The sequence below is a fragment of the Micromonospora sp. NPDC005237 genome (genome assembly GCF_040607775.1).
GTDB lineage: Bacteria > Actinomycetota > Actinomycetes > Mycobacteriales > Micromonosporaceae > Micromonospora.
This window is the reverse complement of the sequence record NZ_JBEXHJ010000002.1, coordinates 779,817-795,759: the sequence shown is the minus strand read 5'-3', so window position 1 is coordinate 795,759 and position 15,943 is coordinate 779,817. Positions and strand designations below refer to the sequence as shown.

17 protein-coding genes are annotated in these 15,943 nt (G+C 71.0%); 8 read left to right on the top strand and 9 right to left on the bottom strand.

The features are described from left to right. Positions 1–17: 17 nt before the first annotated feature. The 5 genes from ABZT87_RS08685 to ABZT87_RS08665 all read right to left on the bottom strand — a co-directional run bounded on the left by ABZT87_RS08685 (position 18) and on the right by ABZT87_RS08665 (position 6,283). Positions 18–899, bottom strand: coding sequence for a potassium-transporting ATPase subunit C (locus tag ABZT87_RS08685; protein ID WP_355134512.1), 882 nt, complete (start codon positions 897–899; stop codon positions 18–20). Further along, positions 899–3,094, bottom strand: a complete 2,196-nt coding sequence (kdpB, locus tag ABZT87_RS08680; RefSeq protein ID WP_355134510.1) for a potassium-transporting ATPase subunit KdpB — start codon at positions 3,092–3,094, stop codon at positions 899–901. Before kdpB ends, ABZT87_RS08685 begins: the two co-directional genes overlap by 1 nt. A gap of 20 nt (positions 3,095–3,114) precedes the next feature. Further along, the gene (gene kdpA / locus ABZT87_RS08675) at positions 3,115–4,770 is read right to left on the bottom strand and encodes a potassium-transporting ATPase subunit KdpA (RefSeq protein WP_355134508.1); all 1,656 of its coding nucleotides are present in this window, start codon (positions 4,768–4,770) and stop codon (positions 3,115–3,117) included. Continuing rightward, on the bottom strand, positions 4,770–4,859 hold the full coding sequence (gene kdpF, locus ABZT87_RS08670; RefSeq protein WP_036390805.1) for a K(+)-transporting ATPase subunit F: 90 nt from the start codon (positions 4,857–4,859) through the stop codon (positions 4,770–4,772). The genes kdpA and kdpF overlap by 1 nt, the downstream gene beginning before the upstream one ends. A 383-nt stretch (positions 4,860–5,242) precedes the next feature. After that, complete coding sequence (locus ABZT87_RS08665; RefSeq protein WP_355134506.1) at positions 5,243–6,283, bottom strand: SAM-dependent methyltransferase; 1,041 nt, start codon at positions 6,281–6,283, stop codon at positions 5,243–5,245. A gap of 72 nt (positions 6,284–6,355) precedes the next feature. On the opposite strand from ABZT87_RS08665, the gene ABZT87_RS08660 reads away from it, so the two are divergent. Next, on the top strand, positions 6,356–7,180 hold the full coding sequence (locus ABZT87_RS08660; RefSeq protein ID WP_355134626.1) for a zf-HC2 domain-containing protein: 825 nt from the start codon (positions 6,356–6,358) through the stop codon (positions 7,178–7,180). A gap of 7 nt (positions 7,181–7,187) precedes the next feature. Here ABZT87_RS08660 and ABZT87_RS08655 read toward each other — a convergent pair whose 3' ends face one another. Beyond that, complete coding sequence (locus ABZT87_RS08655; protein WP_355134504.1) at positions 7,188–8,666, bottom strand: NAD(P)/FAD-dependent oxidoreductase; 1,479 nt, start codon at positions 8,664–8,666, stop codon at positions 7,188–7,190. A gap of 137 nt (positions 8,667–8,803) precedes the next feature. On the opposite strand from ABZT87_RS08655, the gene ABZT87_RS08650 reads away from it, so the two are divergent. Continuing rightward, positions 8,804–9,313 carry a pyridoxamine 5'-phosphate oxidase family protein gene (locus tag ABZT87_RS08650; RefSeq protein WP_355134502.1) on the top strand — a complete coding sequence of 170 codons (510 nt, stop codon included), beginning with the start codon at positions 8,804–8,806 and terminating at the stop codon, positions 9,311–9,313. Positions 9,314–9,333: 20 nt separating this feature from the next. Here the strand turns inward: ABZT87_RS08650 and ABZT87_RS08645 are convergent, their stop codons facing one another. Together ABZT87_RS08645 and ABZT87_RS08640 are read right to left on the bottom strand one after the other, a co-directional pair. Next, positions 9,334–9,966, bottom strand: coding sequence for a TetR/AcrR family transcriptional regulator (locus tag ABZT87_RS08645; RefSeq protein ID WP_355134500.1), 633 nt, complete (start codon positions 9,964–9,966; stop codon positions 9,334–9,336). A gap of 95 nt (positions 9,967–10,061) precedes the next feature. Then, positions 10,062–10,460, bottom strand: a complete 399-nt coding sequence (locus ABZT87_RS08640) for a VOC family protein (RefSeq protein ID WP_355066640.1) — start codon at positions 10,458–10,460, stop codon at positions 10,062–10,064. 120 nt (positions 10,461–10,580) lie between these two features. On the opposite strand from ABZT87_RS08640, the gene ABZT87_RS08635 reads away from it, so the two are divergent. Beyond that, the gene (locus ABZT87_RS08635; RefSeq protein ID WP_355134498.1) at positions 10,581–11,537 is read left to right on the top strand and encodes a YafY family protein; all 957 of its coding nucleotides are present in this window, start codon (positions 10,581–10,583) and stop codon (positions 11,535–11,537) included. A gap of 78 nt (positions 11,538–11,615) precedes the next feature. Here ABZT87_RS08635 and ABZT87_RS08630 read toward each other — a convergent pair whose 3' ends face one another. Beyond that, positions 11,616–11,873 carry a hypothetical protein gene (locus ABZT87_RS08630; RefSeq protein ID WP_355134496.1) on the bottom strand — a complete coding sequence of 86 codons (258 nt, stop codon included), beginning with the start codon at positions 11,871–11,873 and terminating at the stop codon, positions 11,616–11,618. 156 nt (positions 11,874–12,029) lie between these two features. Between ABZT87_RS08630 and ABZT87_RS08625 the strand changes: the two genes are divergently transcribed. From ABZT87_RS08625 to ABZT87_RS08605, 5 genes are all read left to right on the top strand, one after another. Further along, on the top strand, positions 12,030–12,245 hold the full coding sequence (locus tag ABZT87_RS08625; protein WP_344361525.1) for a hypothetical protein: 216 nt from the start codon (positions 12,030–12,032) through the stop codon (positions 12,243–12,245). 35 nt (positions 12,246–12,280) lie between these two features. Continuing rightward, complete coding sequence (locus ABZT87_RS08620) at positions 12,281–12,499, top strand: hypothetical protein (protein ID WP_266248397.1); 219 nt, start codon at positions 12,281–12,283, stop codon at positions 12,497–12,499. Positions 12,500–12,668: 169 nt separating this feature from the next. Continuing rightward, positions 12,669–13,541: an alpha/beta fold hydrolase gene (locus ABZT87_RS08615; RefSeq protein WP_355134493.1), complete on the top strand. Its 873-nt coding sequence runs from the start codon at positions 12,669–12,671 to the stop codon at positions 13,539–13,541. 32 nt (positions 13,542–13,573) lie between these two features. Beyond that, entirely contained in the window at positions 13,574–14,734 is a 1,161-nt protein-coding gene (locus ABZT87_RS08610; protein WP_355134491.1) for an acyl-CoA dehydrogenase family protein, read from the top strand. Continuing rightward, positions 14,724–15,938 (top strand): acetyl-CoA C-acetyltransferase, encoded by a 1,215-nt coding sequence (locus ABZT87_RS08605; RefSeq protein ID WP_355066645.1) that lies wholly within the window; start codon positions 14,724–14,726, stop codon positions 15,936–15,938. The genes ABZT87_RS08610 and ABZT87_RS08605 overlap by 11 nt, the downstream gene beginning before the upstream one ends. The last annotated feature ends 5 nt before the right edge of the window (positions 15,939–15,943 follow it).

Below are 15,943 nucleotides of genomic sequence, written 5' to 3'. Positions count from 1 at the left end.
CCCGCCGGCGGGGGTGCTCAGCGCGCGGCGAACTGCCGGTCGAGGGCGATGTTGAGCTCCAGCACGTTGACTCCGGGCTCACCCATGAACCCGAGCCCACGCCCGTCGGTGTGCTCCTCGACCAGCTTGCGGACCGCCGCCGGGTCCGCGCCGCGCTCCCGCGCGACCCGGTTCACCTGCAGTTCGGCGTACGCGGGGCTGATCTGCGGATCGAGGCCGCTGCCGCTGGCGGTGACCGCGTCGGCGGGCACCGCCGGGTCGGCCGGCGCGTCGCCCCGGATCGGGGTGATCACCCCACCGGCCGCGACGTAGTCCTCGCCGGGCTGGGCCAGCTCCACTGTCACCCCCTGGTACGAGGTGACGAACGGGGTGGCCGGGGCGACCTGGTTGACGCTGACCACCCGGGTGACCGGGCCGGTCAGACCGTCGGCGTGGAAGACCGCGAGCACGGCGCCCACCCCGTCGTCCGTGCAGTAGGGACGGCCGCCGTCGACGCCGTTCAGCTCGCCGACGGCCTTGCTGCGCCCGCAGACCTGGGTGAGCAGGCTCTCGCTGGACTCCTCCGGGTCGGTGGCCACGGTGTCGACCACGCTCTCCGGCCCGAGGTTGCTGGCCGAGGTGGAGGTCGGGTCGTAGCCGTCACCGGCGGCCGACGGGCGGGACTGGAAGTAGCGCGGGACGGGGTTGCCGTCCGCGTCGGTGAAGGACTGGCCGATCAGCGAGCTGCCGACGGTGTTGCCGCCCACGGTGATCAGCGAGCCGTCGGCCTTGTGGTTGAGGCCAGGCAGCTGACCGAGCGCGACCAGGGCCAGCGGGTAGACCAGCCCGAGCAGCACCGTGAAGACGAGCAGGGCACGCAGGGCGGCGAGGTGTTGGGCGAGCCAGGTGGGTAGGCGCATCACGAAATCCCCGGGATGAACTGGATGAGCAGGTCGATGAGCTTGATCCCGATGAACGGCACGATGATGCCGCCCAGCCCGTACACCAGCAGGTTGCGGCTGAGCAGCTTCGACGCGGCGGCCGGCCGGTACCGCACGCCGCGCAGGGCGAGCGGGATCAGCGCGATGATCACCAGGGCGTTGAAGATGACCGCGGACAGGATCGCCGACTCCGGGCTGGCCAGCCGCATGATGTTCAGGGCGTCCAGGCTCGGGTAGAGGCCGGCGAACATGGCCGGGATGATCGCGAAGTACTTCGCGATGTCGTTGGAGATGCTGAACGTGGTCAGCGCCCCACGGGTGATCAGCAACTGCTTGCCGATCTCCACGATCTCGATCAGCTTGGTCGGGTCGGAGTCGAGGTCGACCATGTTGCCGGCCTCCTTGGCGGCCGACGTGCCGGTGTTCATGGCCACCCCGACGTCGGCCTGCGCGAGCGCCGGCGCGTCGTTGGTGCCGTCACCGGTCATCGCGACCAGCCGGCCACCCTCCTGCTCCCGCTTGATCAACGCGAGCTTGTCCTCCGGCGTCGCCTCGGCCAGGAAGTCGTCCACCCCGGCCTCGTCGGCGATGGCCTTCGCGGTACGCGGGTTGTCGCCGGTGATCATCACGGTACGGATGCCCATCCGGCGCATCTCGTCGAACCGCTCCCGCATGCCGGACTTGACGACGTCCTTGAGGTGGATGACGCCCAGGGCGCGGGCCGGCTCACCGTCGACGTGCTCGGCGACGACCAGCGGCGTACCGCCGGTGCTGCTGATCCCGTCCACGATCTCGCCGACCTGCTCGGTCGGGTGGCCGCCGTTCTCCCGTACCCACTTCATGACCGCGGCGGCAGCGCCCTTGCGGACCCGGCGGGCCGTGCCCGACGCGCCGCCGTCGACGCTGGCGTCCGGGGTCAGGTCGACGCCGCTCATCCGGGTCTGCGCGGTGAACGGCACGAACGTGGCGTGCGGCATCACGCCGGGCTCGCGCTCGCGCAGCCCGAACTCGTTCTTCGCCAGGACGACGACCGAGCGCCCCTCCGGGGTCTCGTCGGCCAGGCTGGACAGCTGCGCGGCGTCGGCCAGGGACGCCGCGTCGACCCCCTCGACCGGTACGAACTCGGCGGCCTGCCGGTTGCCCAGCGTGATGGTGCCGGTCTTGTCCAGCAGCAGCGTGTTGACGTCGCCGGCCGCCTCGACGGCCCGGCCGCTCATGGCCAGCACGTTGCGCTGCACCAACCGGTCCATGCCGGCGATGCCGATGGCCGACAGCAGCGCGCCGATGGTGGTGGGGATCAGGCAGACCAGCAGCGAGACCAGCACGACACCGGTGACACCGGAGCCGGTGATCGCCCCGCTGTCCGGCGCGGCCGCCTGGTACGCCTTCGAGAAGATCGCCAGCGGCTGAAGGGTCACCACGGCCAGCAGGAAGATGATCGTGAGAGCGGCGAGCAGGATGTTCAGCGCGATCTCGTTCGGCGTCTTCTGCCGGTTGGCACCCTCGACCAGGGCGATCATCCGGTCGATGAAGCTCTCCCCCGGCTTCTGGGTGATCTTCACGATGATCCGGTCGGAGAGCACCTTGGTGCCGCCGGTGACCGCGCTGCGGTCCCCGCCGGACTCCCGGATGACCGGGGCCGACTCGCCGGTGATGGCCGACTCGTCGACGCTCGCGATGCCCTCCACGATGTCGCCGTCGCCGGGAATGATGCCGCCCGCCTCGACCAGCACGATGTCGCCCTGGCGCAGCTGCGGCGCGGGCACCGCCTCGTCGCGGTAGGTGTTGGCCCGCGCGCCCGGCTTCCAGTCCACCAGCCGGGTGGCGATGGTGTCCCGCTTGGCCTGTCGCAGGGCTGCGGCCTGGGCCTTGCCCCGGCCTTCGGCGACCGCTTCGGCCAGGTTGGCGAAGAGCACGGTCAGCCAGAGCCAGATGGTGATCGCCCAGGCGAACACCGACGGGTCGGTCACCGCCAGGACGGTGGTGAAGGCGGCGCCGATCTCCACGATCAGCATCACCGGGTTGCGCCACAGGGTGGTCGGGTTGAGCTTGCGTACGGCGTCCGGCAGGGACCGGATGAGTTGCTGGGGGTCGAGCAGGCCCCCGCCGACCCGGTTGCCCTGCGTTGCCGGGGTGCCTGGCAGTTGCTCTGTCGGGGCGGACGTGACGGACATGTCCTCGTTCCTCATGATGGTCAGAGCCCTTCTGCCAGCGGGCCGAGCGCGAGCGCGGGCAGGAAGATCAGCGCGACGAGGACCACCGTGACGCCGACGACCATGCCGATGAACAGCGGTCGATGGGTCGGCAGGGTGCCCTCGGACGCGGGGGTGGGTGCCTGGCGGGCCAGCGAGCCGGCCAGCGCGAGCACGAAGATGAGCGGCAGGAACCGGCCCAGCAGCATGCACAGCCCCAACGCGGTGTCCCACCAGGTGGTGTTCACCGTGATGCCGGCGAAGGCGGAGCCGTTGTTGTTGCTGGCCGAGGTGAACGCGTACAGCACCTCGGAGAGGCCGTGCGGGCCGACGTTGAGCGCCGTCGAGTTGTTGCCGGTGGCGAACGCCGCCGCCGTGCCGACCAGCACCAGGATCGGCGTGATCAGGAAGTACAGCGAGGCGAACTTGATCTCCCGCGACCCGATCTTCTTGCCCAGGTACTCCGGGGTGCGGCCGACCATCAGGCCGGCGATGAACACGGTGATCACCGCGAGGATGAGCAGGCCGTAGAGGCCCGAACCGGTGCCGCCGGGCGCGACCTCGCCGAGCATCATGTTGACCATCGTCATCATGCCGCCGAGCGAGGTGAACGAGTCGTGGAACGAGTTGACCGCGCCGGTCGAGGTGAGCGTGGTGGCGGCGGCGAAGGTGGCCGAGTTCGACACGTCGAACCGCACCTCCTTGCCCTCCATCGCCGCACCGACCGCCTGCGGGACCGTGCCGTGGCCGGCCAGCTCGAAGATGTTGGTGATGGCGACGCTGAGGAACGCGAGGATGCCCATCACCGCGGCGATGGCGTAACCCTGCCGGTTCTGCCCGACCATCCGGCCGAACACCCGGGGCAGGCTGAACGGGATCAGCAGGATCAGGAAGATCTGCAACCAGTTCGTCCAGGTCGTGGGGTTCTCGAACGGGTGGGCGCTGTTGACGTTGTAGAAGCCGCCACCGTTGGTGCCCAGCTCCTTGATCACTTCCTGGCTCGCGACCGGGCCGCCGGTGATGGTCTGGGTGCCGCCGGTCAGCGTGCTCACGTCGGTGCCGCCGGAGAGGTTCTGCACCACCCCGCCGATCATCAACACGATGGCCCCGAGGACCGCGATCGGCACCAGGATGCGCAGCACGATCCGCGTCAGGTCGACCCAGAAGTTGCCGAGTTGCCCGGTGCGACTGCGGGCGAAGCCGCGTACCAGCGCGACCGCCACCGCGATGCCGACCGCCGCCGAGACGAAGTTCTGCACGGCGAGACCGGCCATCTGCACCAGGTGGCCCATCGTCGACTCACCCGAGTACGACTGCCAGTTGGTGTTGGTCACGAACGACACGGCCGTGTTCCACGCGTTGTGCGGCACCACCGGGTCGAAGCCCAGCGACAGCCACAGGTGGTTCTGCACCCGCTGGAACAGGTACAGGAACAGGATCGAGACCGCGGAGAACGCGAGCACGCTGCGGGCGTACACGCCCCAGGTCTGCTCGGCGGCCGGGTTGACCCCGACCAGGCGGTAGATCCCCCGCTCGATTCGCGACTGCTTCGTCCCGGAGACCGCCCGGAACATGTAGTCACCGAACGGCTTGTAGACGGCGACCAGGGCCGCCACCAGCGTCAGCACGAAGATGACGCCCGCTGTTGTCATGGTCATCAGAAGCGCTCCGGAAACAGCAGGGCGAACACCAGGAACGCGCCCAGGACGATCGCGAGCACCAGACCGACGGCGTTGACCGCGTTCACAGCTTCTCCACCGCCCGGACCACCAGGGCGAGCACTGCGAACAGCGCCACCGTGAGGACCACGAACACCACGTCAGACACGCTGACTCCTCTAACCGGAAAGGTTCGTCGCGACCGCCTTCCGGTCGCGCCGGGCAATCAAAGCCCCACCACCCGCCGGACGGCAGGGGTCATAACGCGACCATGACGGCGGCGAACCTTTTCTTGACGCGGTTTTCACACCTGCCCATGAACAGGTGAAATGCGGCACAGAGGCGCGTCAGCCGGGGAGACGAGGGGTGGCTGTCCACCCTTTGCTCTGCTTCAACGGAGGCGACAGCGAGGCACCGACACTGTTGCGCCGGTTGAAGCAGAGCAAAGGGCCCGAAGGGGATGGGCGGCCGGTCAGGCCGGGCGGCGGGCCACCAGCACGTCGCGCATGATCGACTGGTCCACCCGGTGCCGCAGCGCGCGGTAGGGCTCCGCGTCGACAACGGTCAGGCCGGCGTCGGCCAGTGCCGCCGCCGCGTCGTCGCGGCTGGCGACGTGGGTGTTCCACGAGATGCCCAGCGCCCCGCCGGGGCGCAGCAGCCGGGCCCAGACCGGCGCGGCGTCCGCGAGCAGCGCCAGCGGGTCACGCGTCAGACCCTGATCGGCGGTACGGCTGCCGTGCTGCACGCCGTACGGCGCGTCGGCGACCACCAGGTCGACGGTCTCCGGCCGGAAGAACTCCGCCGCGCGGGTCGTGTCCGCGTTGACGACGTCGAGCAGCTGCGTCTGGCCGGCCTTGTGCTCCTCGCGGGTCGGCGCCAACTCGATGCGCACCCGCCGGCCGACCACCTTGCGCTCCCGCCGCACCGGCCCCGACTCCAGCACCCGGTGCTTGACCCGCTTCTGCTTCAGCCAGGTCGTGACGAACGCGCGGTACGCCTCGACGTCCTTCTGGTCGCGCTCGATCCCGGCGGCGTCGAAGCCGTACATCAGCGCCTGGTTGAGGGTGGTGCCGCGACCGCAGAGGGGGTCGAGCACCCGGAACCGGCGGCTGGTCAGCTCGCCGGCCCAGTCCGACGCGAGCAGGGTGACGTTGAGCAGCAGCTTAGTGAACTGCTCGTTGGTCTTGCCGGGGTACTTCTGGATGGTGAGCAGATCGTCGTCGTAGCGGTCCAGCCGGCTCCACTCGACCGGGCGCAGCAGGTCGCCGACGATCTCGAACAGCGCGTACCCGGCGGAGAGGTTGCCCAGGACGGCCAGGTCCCGTTCGGTTAGCCCGTCACCGCTGAACGTGACGTAGGTCGCCCCGCCGACGACCTCCGTGTCCAGCTCGCCGATCCGGCCGTCGAGCGCCGACCGGCCGAAGATCTCCAGCTCGGCCCGGGTGAGGTCGATGGCGGAGCGGGCGTACACCCGGTTGGTGGCGGGCAGGATCAGCAGGCCGTAGCGCGTCATGATCCGGCGAGTATTCCACAACGCGTGACGGTCGCCGGGAACCGGAGCGGCCTGCGGACCGACTACCCACACATGGGGTGTGAGCAGTGGCGGGAGGTCCTGTCCGCGCAGTTGGACGGGGAGGAGACCGCCGCCGAAGGGGCGGCGGCGCAGGGGCACCTGGACGAGTGCGCCCAGTGCCGGGCCTGGTTCGCGGCGGCCGTCGCGGTGACGCGCCGCGTTCGTACCCGATTGGTCACCGAGGTGCCCGACCGGACCGACGCGATCCTGGCCGCCGTCGGTGGCAGCGCCGCTGGCGACGCGGTTGCCGACGCCGGTGGCACGCCGCCGGCTGGCCGGTCGCGCTGGCGGCCCCGCCGGCCCGGCCGGGCCGGGTTGGTCGTCGGGCTGCGCGCGGCGCTCGGGCTGCTCGGCGCGGTCCAGCTCGTGCTCGGCCTGGCCCAGGTGGGCCGGGGAGCGAGCGCGGACCACGTGCACGCCGCCGGCCAGCACCTGTGGCACGAGTCGGCCGCCTGGAACGTGGCGGTCGGGGCCGGCTTCCTCTTCGTGGCGGTACGCCGCAGCCCTCCGGCGGGTCTCCTGCCGATGCTCAGCGCGTTCGTCGGCACGCTCCTGCTGCTCTCGGTCAACGACCTCGCCACCGGCTCGGTGGAGGGGGAACGCCTGGTCAGCCACGGGTTCCTGGTGGTCGGCTACCTGATCACCGCCCTGCTGTCCCGGCCCGGGCTGCGCCCCGGCGGACCCGCGCCGCAGCGGCAGCCGACGCCGTCGCGCTGGAGGTTCGGCGCGGACGAGACCGAACGGCCACTGCGGGTGGTGCACTCCGGGGCGTACCCCGCGCAGGCCGCCGACCGCTACGCCGCCCCGGCCGCGCAGACCGGCCGCCGCGCCGCCTGAGCATCGATCACGTCACGCGGCCGTAGTCGGCCGGATCCAGCCGGGCGGTACGGCGGCGGTACTCGGCGGCCATCCCCGGCCAGTTGGTGACGATCCGGCCAGTGGCCGTGCGGTACCAGCTCCGGCAGGCGGTCCACACGCTCGCGGAGAGCCGGCGTTGCAGCTCCGCGTCGTAGTCGGCGGCCACTTCGGGGCGTACCTCCAGAGGTTCGCCACCGGCGGCGAGCAGGCGCACCGCCTGCGCGATGTGCCGGGCCTGCGCCTCGTGGAAGTAGATCACCGACGTGTTGCCGGTGTTCGTGTTCGGGCCGTACATGAGGAAGAGGTTGGGAAAGCCGGGCACGGCCATCCCGAGGTACGCGTACGCGCCGTCGCGCCACTCCTCGCCGAGCTGACGGCCGGCGCGTCCGGTGACCCGGATCGGCACCAGGAAGTCGGTGGCCGCGAAGCCGGTGCCGTAGACCAGCACGTCGCAGGGGTGGACCCGGCCGTCGGCGGTGCGGATACCGTCCTCGGTCACCTCGACGATCGCCTCGGTGACCAGCTCGACGTCATCCCGACCGAGGGCGGGCAGCCAGTCGTTGGTGAACAACACCCGCTTGCAGCCCATCGGCTCGACCGGCGTGACGCGGGCGCGCAGCTCCGGGTCGCGTACCTGCCACCTCCGCTGCGCCCGCGAGACACCCCGCAGCACCGCCGCGGCGACCCGGTTGCCGGTCACGGCCAGCCCGGTGAGCACGGTGACCGACCAGAACGCCGCCCGGGGCACCCGCATCAGCGCCGGCACCCGCCGGTAGAGCGCCCGGCCCAGCCGCCCGTGCCGGCGGTCCGGCTTGGGCAGCGTCCAGGGCGGAGTGCGCTGGAAGACGGTGACCCGGGCCGCCCGGTCCGCGATGGCCGGCACCAACTGCACCGCGCTGGCGCCGGTGCCGATCACCCCCACCCGGGCGCCGTCCAGTCGTACCGTCGGGTCCCACCGGGCCGTGTGCATCGCCGGCCCGGCGAACCGCTGCGCGCCCGGGAGCGTCGGCACCACCGGCCGCGAGAGCTGCCCGACCGCCGGGACCAGTACGTCCGCCGTCAGTTCGGCGCCACCGGCGGTACGCAGCCGCCAGCACGCGCCGGCCTCGTCCCACGACGCGTCGGTGACCTCGGTACGCAACCGCACGCTGTCGGTCAGCCCCAGCTCGGCCACGCAGCGGTGCAGGTAATCCAGGATCTCCGAGTGCGGCGGGAAGCGCCGCGACCAGTCCGGGTTCAGCGCGAAGGAGTACGAGTAGAGCGGCGCCGGGATGTCGCAGGCGCAGCCCGGGTAGGTGTTGTCGCGCCAGACGCCGCCGATCCGGTCGGCCCGCTCCAGCAGCACCACATCCGCGTCGCCGGCGCGGCGCAGCGCGGCGGCCACCGCCACCCCGCCGAACCCGGAGCCGATGATCGCCACCCGCACCCGACCGGGACGTCGGGCGGTCGCTGCGCTGTCGGTCATGGCGGGCTCCCTCGGCGGTGCGGCCGACCGTAACAGCTTGTTGGCGGCTCGCCAACGATGCGAGCGCACCCCGCCGATCCTGTAGCCGCCCGGCGGGGCCACGTGGGTAGGGTGCTCGCCATGGTCGCGAGGGTTTCATGCCGTTGACGAATCCGTGGCTGGCTGGACCCACGCCGACGAAGCGGCTCGACCGCGAACGGCTCGAAGAGCGCATCCGCAACCTGCTGTCGTCGCAGAACATGTGCGTGCTCGCGACCACGGGTCCGGACGGGCCGCTGGCCACGCCGGTGCGGTACTACCCGCTCGACTTCGCGGTGCTCTTCACCGCCGCGCCGCGTTCGCCGAAGATGCGCAACATCGCTGCCGACCCGCGCGTGTCCGTCGGCATCTTCGCGCCGCTCGTCGGGCTGGCCAGCAGCCGCGGAGCTCAACTGTTCGGAACGGCCAGGGTGCTCGGCCCGGAGGATCCGGACCGTGCGCACTACTGGTCGGCGTTCCGCTGGGAGAACGAGCACGCCGAGCGGGGGCGACCGCTGTCCGAGCCGCCCGAGGACACCCTCGTGGTCATCGAGGCGGAACGGATCGTCTATACCGAGCACTGGCTGCGACGGGACGGGTTCGCGCCCCGCCAGTTCTGGCGTCGCTGAAAAGCCTTCGCCGGCTGCGGTCAGGACGGGTCGCTGGCCGCGATGACCTGTGGGACGACCTGTTCGACGATGGTCAGCAGGGTGGTGGTGAGCAGCAGGTGGACCTGCGGCCGGGTCAACGCCCCACGCTGGAGCCACTCCCGGGCGGTGGACGTCGCCAGCCCGCAGTACGCCCGGACCATCCCCCGCAACTCCTCGTGGTGCTCCGCCTCCTCGGCCAGCCCGACGGCGACGAGCATCCGGTCGGCGGCGACCTCCTCCGCCTCGGCGAGCACCCGCTCCACGTCGGCGTCACCACCCATCCCCCGGGCGGTGACGGCGGCCAACCAGGAGGTGCTGTGCCGCGACACCACGTCGAGGAACCACGCGACGCTGGCATCCACACGGGTCCGCAGGTCACCCTTGGGCAGTCGTTCCAGGGCAACCTCGGGGATGGTCACCATGACCCGGACGACCTCCAGGTAAAGGTCCTTCTTGGTGCCGAAGTAGTGGTTGACCAGGCCCCGGGCGACACCCGCCTCCCGGGCGACGTCGGTGGTCGACACGTCCACGTACGGCCGCTCGCCGAACAGCCGGACCGCGCAGGCCAGGATCTGCCCGCGCCGGGCGTCCGGCTCCAACCTGCGGCGGCGCGGAGCCGTCTCGACACTCATCTGCCCGACCCTATCGGCAGCTCACGCCGCCAGCTTCGGCATCGACGTCCCCCATGCCTTGTCGGAGCCGCCGGCCTCGAGGCCGCGCCGACCGATCAACGGCGGAACCTCTCGATCGCCTCGGGGGTCACCGGAGTGAAGAAGTTGACCAGGTTGCCGTCGGGGTCGCGGAAGAGCAGGGCTCGGTTACCCCAGGGCATGGTCGTGGGCTCGTTCACGAAGTCCTCCACCACGCTTTTCAGTCTCTCGTAGAGCGCGTCCACGTCTTCCACGAGGAACTCGATGATGACGCTGTGGTTGTCGGCCGGGCGGGCGGAGCCTGGCGCGAACAGTGGGACGGTGCGGGTGCTGCCGATCGCCAGCGTGCCGTGGGCGGTGCGCAACTCGGCGAAGTCCTCGTTGCCCCAGGCCGCCTGCACGCCGGTGATCTTCTCGTAGAAGCCGACCAGGCGGTTGATCTCGTCGGTGATGATGCGGATGGAGACGAAGTCCATGTCTTCTCCCTGCTCAGTACGGTCGGTACCGGTCTGTGGAGATCACGCTAGGGCAAATACTGGACAGATTTGGTCCAGTATTTTGATAAAGTTCGGACCGTGGCACGACCGACAGCCCAGGTGCTCGCACTGCTGGAGCTCCTGCAGTCCGGCGGCGTCCGGACGATGGCCGAGCTTGCCGAGCGCCTTGGTGTCGAACCGCGCACGGTGCGGCGCTACGTGAGTCATCTGGTCGACCTGGACCTGCCGGTGGAGTCGGTGCGCGGTCGCTACGGCGGGTATCGGCTCGCCGCCGGCTATCGACTGCCGCCGCTGATGCTCAGCGACGACGAAGCCTTGGCCGTCCTACTCGGCCTGATCGCCGGCCGCCGTGCCGGGTTGGCGACGGCAACAGGCGCGGCGGGCGAAACAGCCGCCGCGAAGATCCGCCGCGTCCTACCGTCGCGGACCGCGGACCGGCTGGACGCCGCACTCCAGTCCCTCGCCTTCACCGCCGAACCCGGTGACTTCCCTGCACCGCAGACCGAGGTACTACTCGCCGTCGCTGAGGCGGTCCGCCATCATCGGCCGATCTCGCTGCACTACACCTCGGGCGACGGCAGGCGTAGCGTCCGCGTGCTGCATCCGTTCGGGCTGGTCAACCATGCCGGCCGGTGGTATGTCACCGGGGTCGATCCGGAGATCGGCGAGGACCGCACCCTTCGACTCGACCGCATCGCGGACGCGAGACCGCTGCCGGGCTCGTTCGAGCCGCCCGCCGGAAACGATCCGGCCGGGCGCCTTCTCACCTCGATGGCACAAGCGCCGTACCAGCATGCGGTGTCGCTGCGGATACAAGGAACAGTCGAGCAGATCCGCAGACGACTACCGGCCAGCATCGCCGAGGTGCGAGAGGGTGCGGACGAAGGCTGGCAGGACGTGGAGATCCGGGCAGAGAGCCTCGACTGGTTGCCCGGCGTGCTCGCCGCGCTCGACCTGCCGTTCGTCATCGAACGCCCGGACGAGCTCCGCGACCGCGTCGTCGCACTCGCCGATCGGCTGGCGGCCTCGGCACGACGTGAGTCGGCCCGCAACTAGCAAGCCGCCACCCTCACCTTGATCAACTGATGCTCACCAGTTATCAGCGCCGTTCCTGAGCTGCTGAGCATCAAGTGATCACTGAATTCCGCGCTGACGCCCGATCAGGTGCCGGCCGAGATGCCGCAGGTTGGACGTCTCGGAGTACAGGGCCGCGTTGATCGCACCCACTGCGACGCCCGGGGCTCGCTGCACCCGGTCGATGTCCTGGACGACCCGACCGATCAACGTCAGCCGACAACGGAGATCGAACAACTCTCTCCGTGCGCAGTGCAGCGCCGTCTCCAATCCCCCGACCCGCTCCCGAAGCCACGCCAACTCTGTCGCCTGATCCATTGGCCAGCCCTTCGTTGAACGACGCCCCCACTGCTCGACTCGGCAGCGAGAGGAATGCTCTGACCACTCTCAGCGAGAAACAACCCCCTGTCAAGATGGGGACCCCTTTTCGGGGACCCCCGATTGGGGATACGCGAACGTGCCTAGTGTCCAGGTGTGGGTGACGAGGGGCCGGGCGAGCTGATGGGGCCGTACGAGATCGGTCAACGGCTGAACGTTTCCCGGAGCCGGTTTCAGCAGATCGCTATGCGGCCGAGTTTCCCCAAGCCCTACCAGGAGCTACGCGGCATGAAGGTCTGGCTGCGCGCCGACGTGGAGGCGTGGATCGCGGAGCACCGCCCACCGCGCCCCAGCGAGGACGACTCCGAGTAGCTCCCCCACTTGTTCGGTCGCCCTACCGTCGAGTGATGGGTGAGGTCCCGGGTCCGCTGGTCGGCCCGCACGAGCTACAGGAGTTGCTCGGCGGCGTGAGCCGGACGCGGATGCGTCAGCTCATCCGCTATCCGACCTTCCCCGCGCCGTTTCAACGGCTGCACGGCACCACGGTCTGGCTGCGTGCCGACGTGGAGGCGTGGATCGCCGAGCACCGCCCGCCGCGCCCCACCGACGGTGACGAGGCCGAGTAGCGCCACCACTCCTCGATCACCCGAGGCGCAGCATCCAGGTGGCGTCCCGGCGATGATCCAGTCCGGATCGCCGAAACGGCGGCATCCTGGCGCGCGGACACCCCCATATCGGCGAGCTGGAGTGGATCAAGGGTGTCGGGGTGGCCACCTGACGTGTGAGGGTGGGTGGATGCACCGTGGGGACCCGGACTGGCTCGCTCACTCGCGGCGTGGTGATGGACCGCCGCTGGTGCTCATCCACGGCATCGGTAGTCGGTGGCAGGTGTGGGAACCGGTGCTCGACGAGGTGGCCCGACACCGCGACGTGATCGCGCTGGACCTGCCCGGCTTCGGCGCCTCACCACCGTGGCCCGAGCCACCGAAGCCGTCGGAGCCATCAAAGCCGCCGAAGCCGCCGACGCCACCCGAGCCGCTGGCGCAGGCGGCCCCCGGGTCGGTGGAGCACCTGGCCGATCGGGTCGTCGCGTTCCTGGACGCGCTGGGTGTGCACCGGCCCGCCGTTGCCGGCAACTCGCTCGGGGGCGGCATCGCGTTGGAGTTGGGGCGACGCGGGCTGGCCCACTCGGTGACCGCGTTCTCGCCCATCGGGTTCTGGGGGCCGGTCGGGCGACGCTGGTGTCAATTGGCGGTCGGCGGGGCCCGGTCGGCGGCTGGCGGGCTGCGGCCGGCACTGCCCCGGCTGCTGGCGAGCCGGGCCGGGCGGGTGGCGTTCTGCGGCCTGTTCTACGGCCACCCGGGTCACCTCGACCCCGACGAGTGCGTCGACTCGGCGGCGGCACTGGCTGACGCGCCCGGCTTCGCGGTGGCCCGCGCCGCGTTCGCCGGATGGCAGCTCGGTCGAGGGACGGCCGGCGCGCTCGACGAAATCCCCGTGACGGTCGCCTGGGGTACGCGCGATCTCGTGTTGCCGTACCCCAGTCAGGCCCGGCGGGCCCGCGCGGCGCTGCCGGCGGCCCGGCACGTGCCGCTGGCGGGCTGCGGACATCTGCCCTTCGCGGACGACCCGGAAGCCTGTGCCCGGCTGCTGATCCAGACTTATTGACATGCCGCCAACAGCGCGCGAGGGTGGTGCACATGCCGACGCTCGATGGCTCCCCCTCGCCCTGGCGCGAACCTGAGCACGACGACCTCGCCGACCTGGCCCGCACCTTCTTCACCAAGGAGGTGCTGCCGCACACGGACCGCCTGCTGGCCCAGGGGCACCCGGACCGCGAGCACTACCGGCGTGCCGGTGAGCTGGGGTTGCTCGGCCTGTCGGTCCCCGAGGAGTACGGCGGCGGAGGCGGCGGCTTCACCCACGAGGCGGTGCTGCTGCACGAGCAGGCGTACACCGGGGAGAGCAGTCTCGGGCTGGCCGTCCACAGTGGCATCGTCACGGGCTATCTCGTCGCGTACGGCAGCGAGGAGCAGAAGCGACGGTGGCTGCCCGGCCTGTGCAGCGGTGAGCTGGTCGGCGCGATCGCGATGACCGAGCCCGACGGCGGCTCGGACCTCCAGGCGATGCGCACGCGGGCGGTCCGCGACGGCGACGACTACCTGGTCACCGGCGCGAAGACGTTCATAACCAACGGCGGCCTGGCCGACCTGATTCTGGTGGCCGTGAAGACCGACCCCGAGCAGCGGGCGGCCGGCGTCTCGCTGCTGGTGTGCAAGGTGGGCGGCGACCCGGAGGGCTTCCGCCGGGGCCGGCTGCTGTCCAAGATCGGGCTGCACGCCAACGACACCGCCGAGCTGTTCTTCGACGAGTTCCGGGTGCCGGCGGCCAACCTGCTCGGCGGTGCCGAGGGGCTGGGCTTCATCCAGCTCATGCAGCAGCTTCCGCAGGAACGGCTGGTCATCGGCGTCGGCGCGGTGGCCGCGATGGAACGCGCGGTCGAGCTGACCGTGGCGTACGCCAAGGAGCGCACCGCCTTCGGCAAGACCCTGATGGGGCACCAGAACACCCGGATGGTGCTCGCCGAGTGCGCCACCCGCACCCGGGTCAGCCGGGTCTTCCTGGACGACTGCATCGTCCGGCACACCCGTGGCGACCTGGACGTCGCCACGGCCGCGATGGCGAAGTCGTGGCTCACCGACGGGCAGTGCGAGGTCATCGACCGGTGCCTGCAACTGTTCGGCGGTTACGGCTACACGACGGAGTACCCGATCGCCCGGATGTACGCCGACGCCCGCGTCCAGAAGATCTACGGCGGCACCAACGAGATCATGAAGGAGTTGATCGCCCGTGCCCTCTGAGGCGTACGTCTATGACGCGGTCCGCACCCCGCGCGGACGCGGCCGGGACACCGGCGCGCTGCACGGGGTCAAGCCGATCTCGCTGGTGGTCGGCCTGATCGACGCGCTGCGCGAGCGCAACCCCGGCCTGGACGTGGGCCGGTTGGAGGACCTGCTGCTCGGCATCGTCACCCCCGTCGGCGAGCAGGGCGGCGACCTGGCTCGGGCCGCCGCGCTGCTGGCCGGGCTGCCCGACGAGGTGGGCGGGGTGCAGCTCAACCGGTTCTGCGCCTCCGGGCTGGAGGCGGTCAACTCCGCCGCCGCGCGCATCCGCTCCGGCTGGGAGCACCTGCTGCTCGCCGGCGGGGTCGAGTCGATGTCCCGGGTGCCGATGGGCTCCGACGGCGCCGCCTGGGCCACCGACCCGCAGACCGCGCTGGCCACGTCGTTCGTGCCGCAGGGCGTCAGCGCCGACCTGATCGCCACCCTGGAGGGCTTCACCCGCGACGACGTGGACGGCTACGCGCTGCGGTCACAGGAGCGGGCCGCCAAGGCGTGGGCCGGCGGGCACTTCGCCCGCTCGGTCGTGCCGGTCCGCGACGGCAACGGGTTGGACATCCTGACGGTCGACGAGCACCCCCGCCCGGAGACGACCCGGGAGGCCCTCGCTCGGCTCACCCCGTCCTTCGCCACCATGGGTGCGGCCGCGGGCTTCGACGCGGTCGCGTTGCAGAAGTTCCACTGGCTGGAGGCCATCGAGCACGTCCACCACGCCGGCAACTCGTCCGGCATCGTGGACGGCGCGGCGCTGGTGCTGATCGGTTCGGAGCAGGTCGGGCAGGACCTCGGCCTCACCCCGCGCGCCCGGATCGTCGGCGCGGCCGTCACCGGCGCCGACCCGACGCTCATGCTGACCGGCCCGATCCCGGCCACCCACAAGGCGCTCGCCGTCGCCGGGCTGACCCTCGACGACATCGACCTGTTCGAGATCAACGAGGCGTTCGCGGCCGTGGTCCTCAAGTACGTCCGCGACCTGGGCCTCGACCCGGACCGCGTGAACGTCAACGGCGGCGCGATCGCTCTCGGCCACCCGCTGGGCGCCACCGGAGCCATGTTGCTCGGCACGGCGTTGGACGAGTTGGAGCGCCGCGACCTGCGCCGCGCCGTGGTGACCCTCTGCATCGGCGGCGGCATGGGCGTCGCCACCGTTCTCGAGCGCTGCTGACCCGG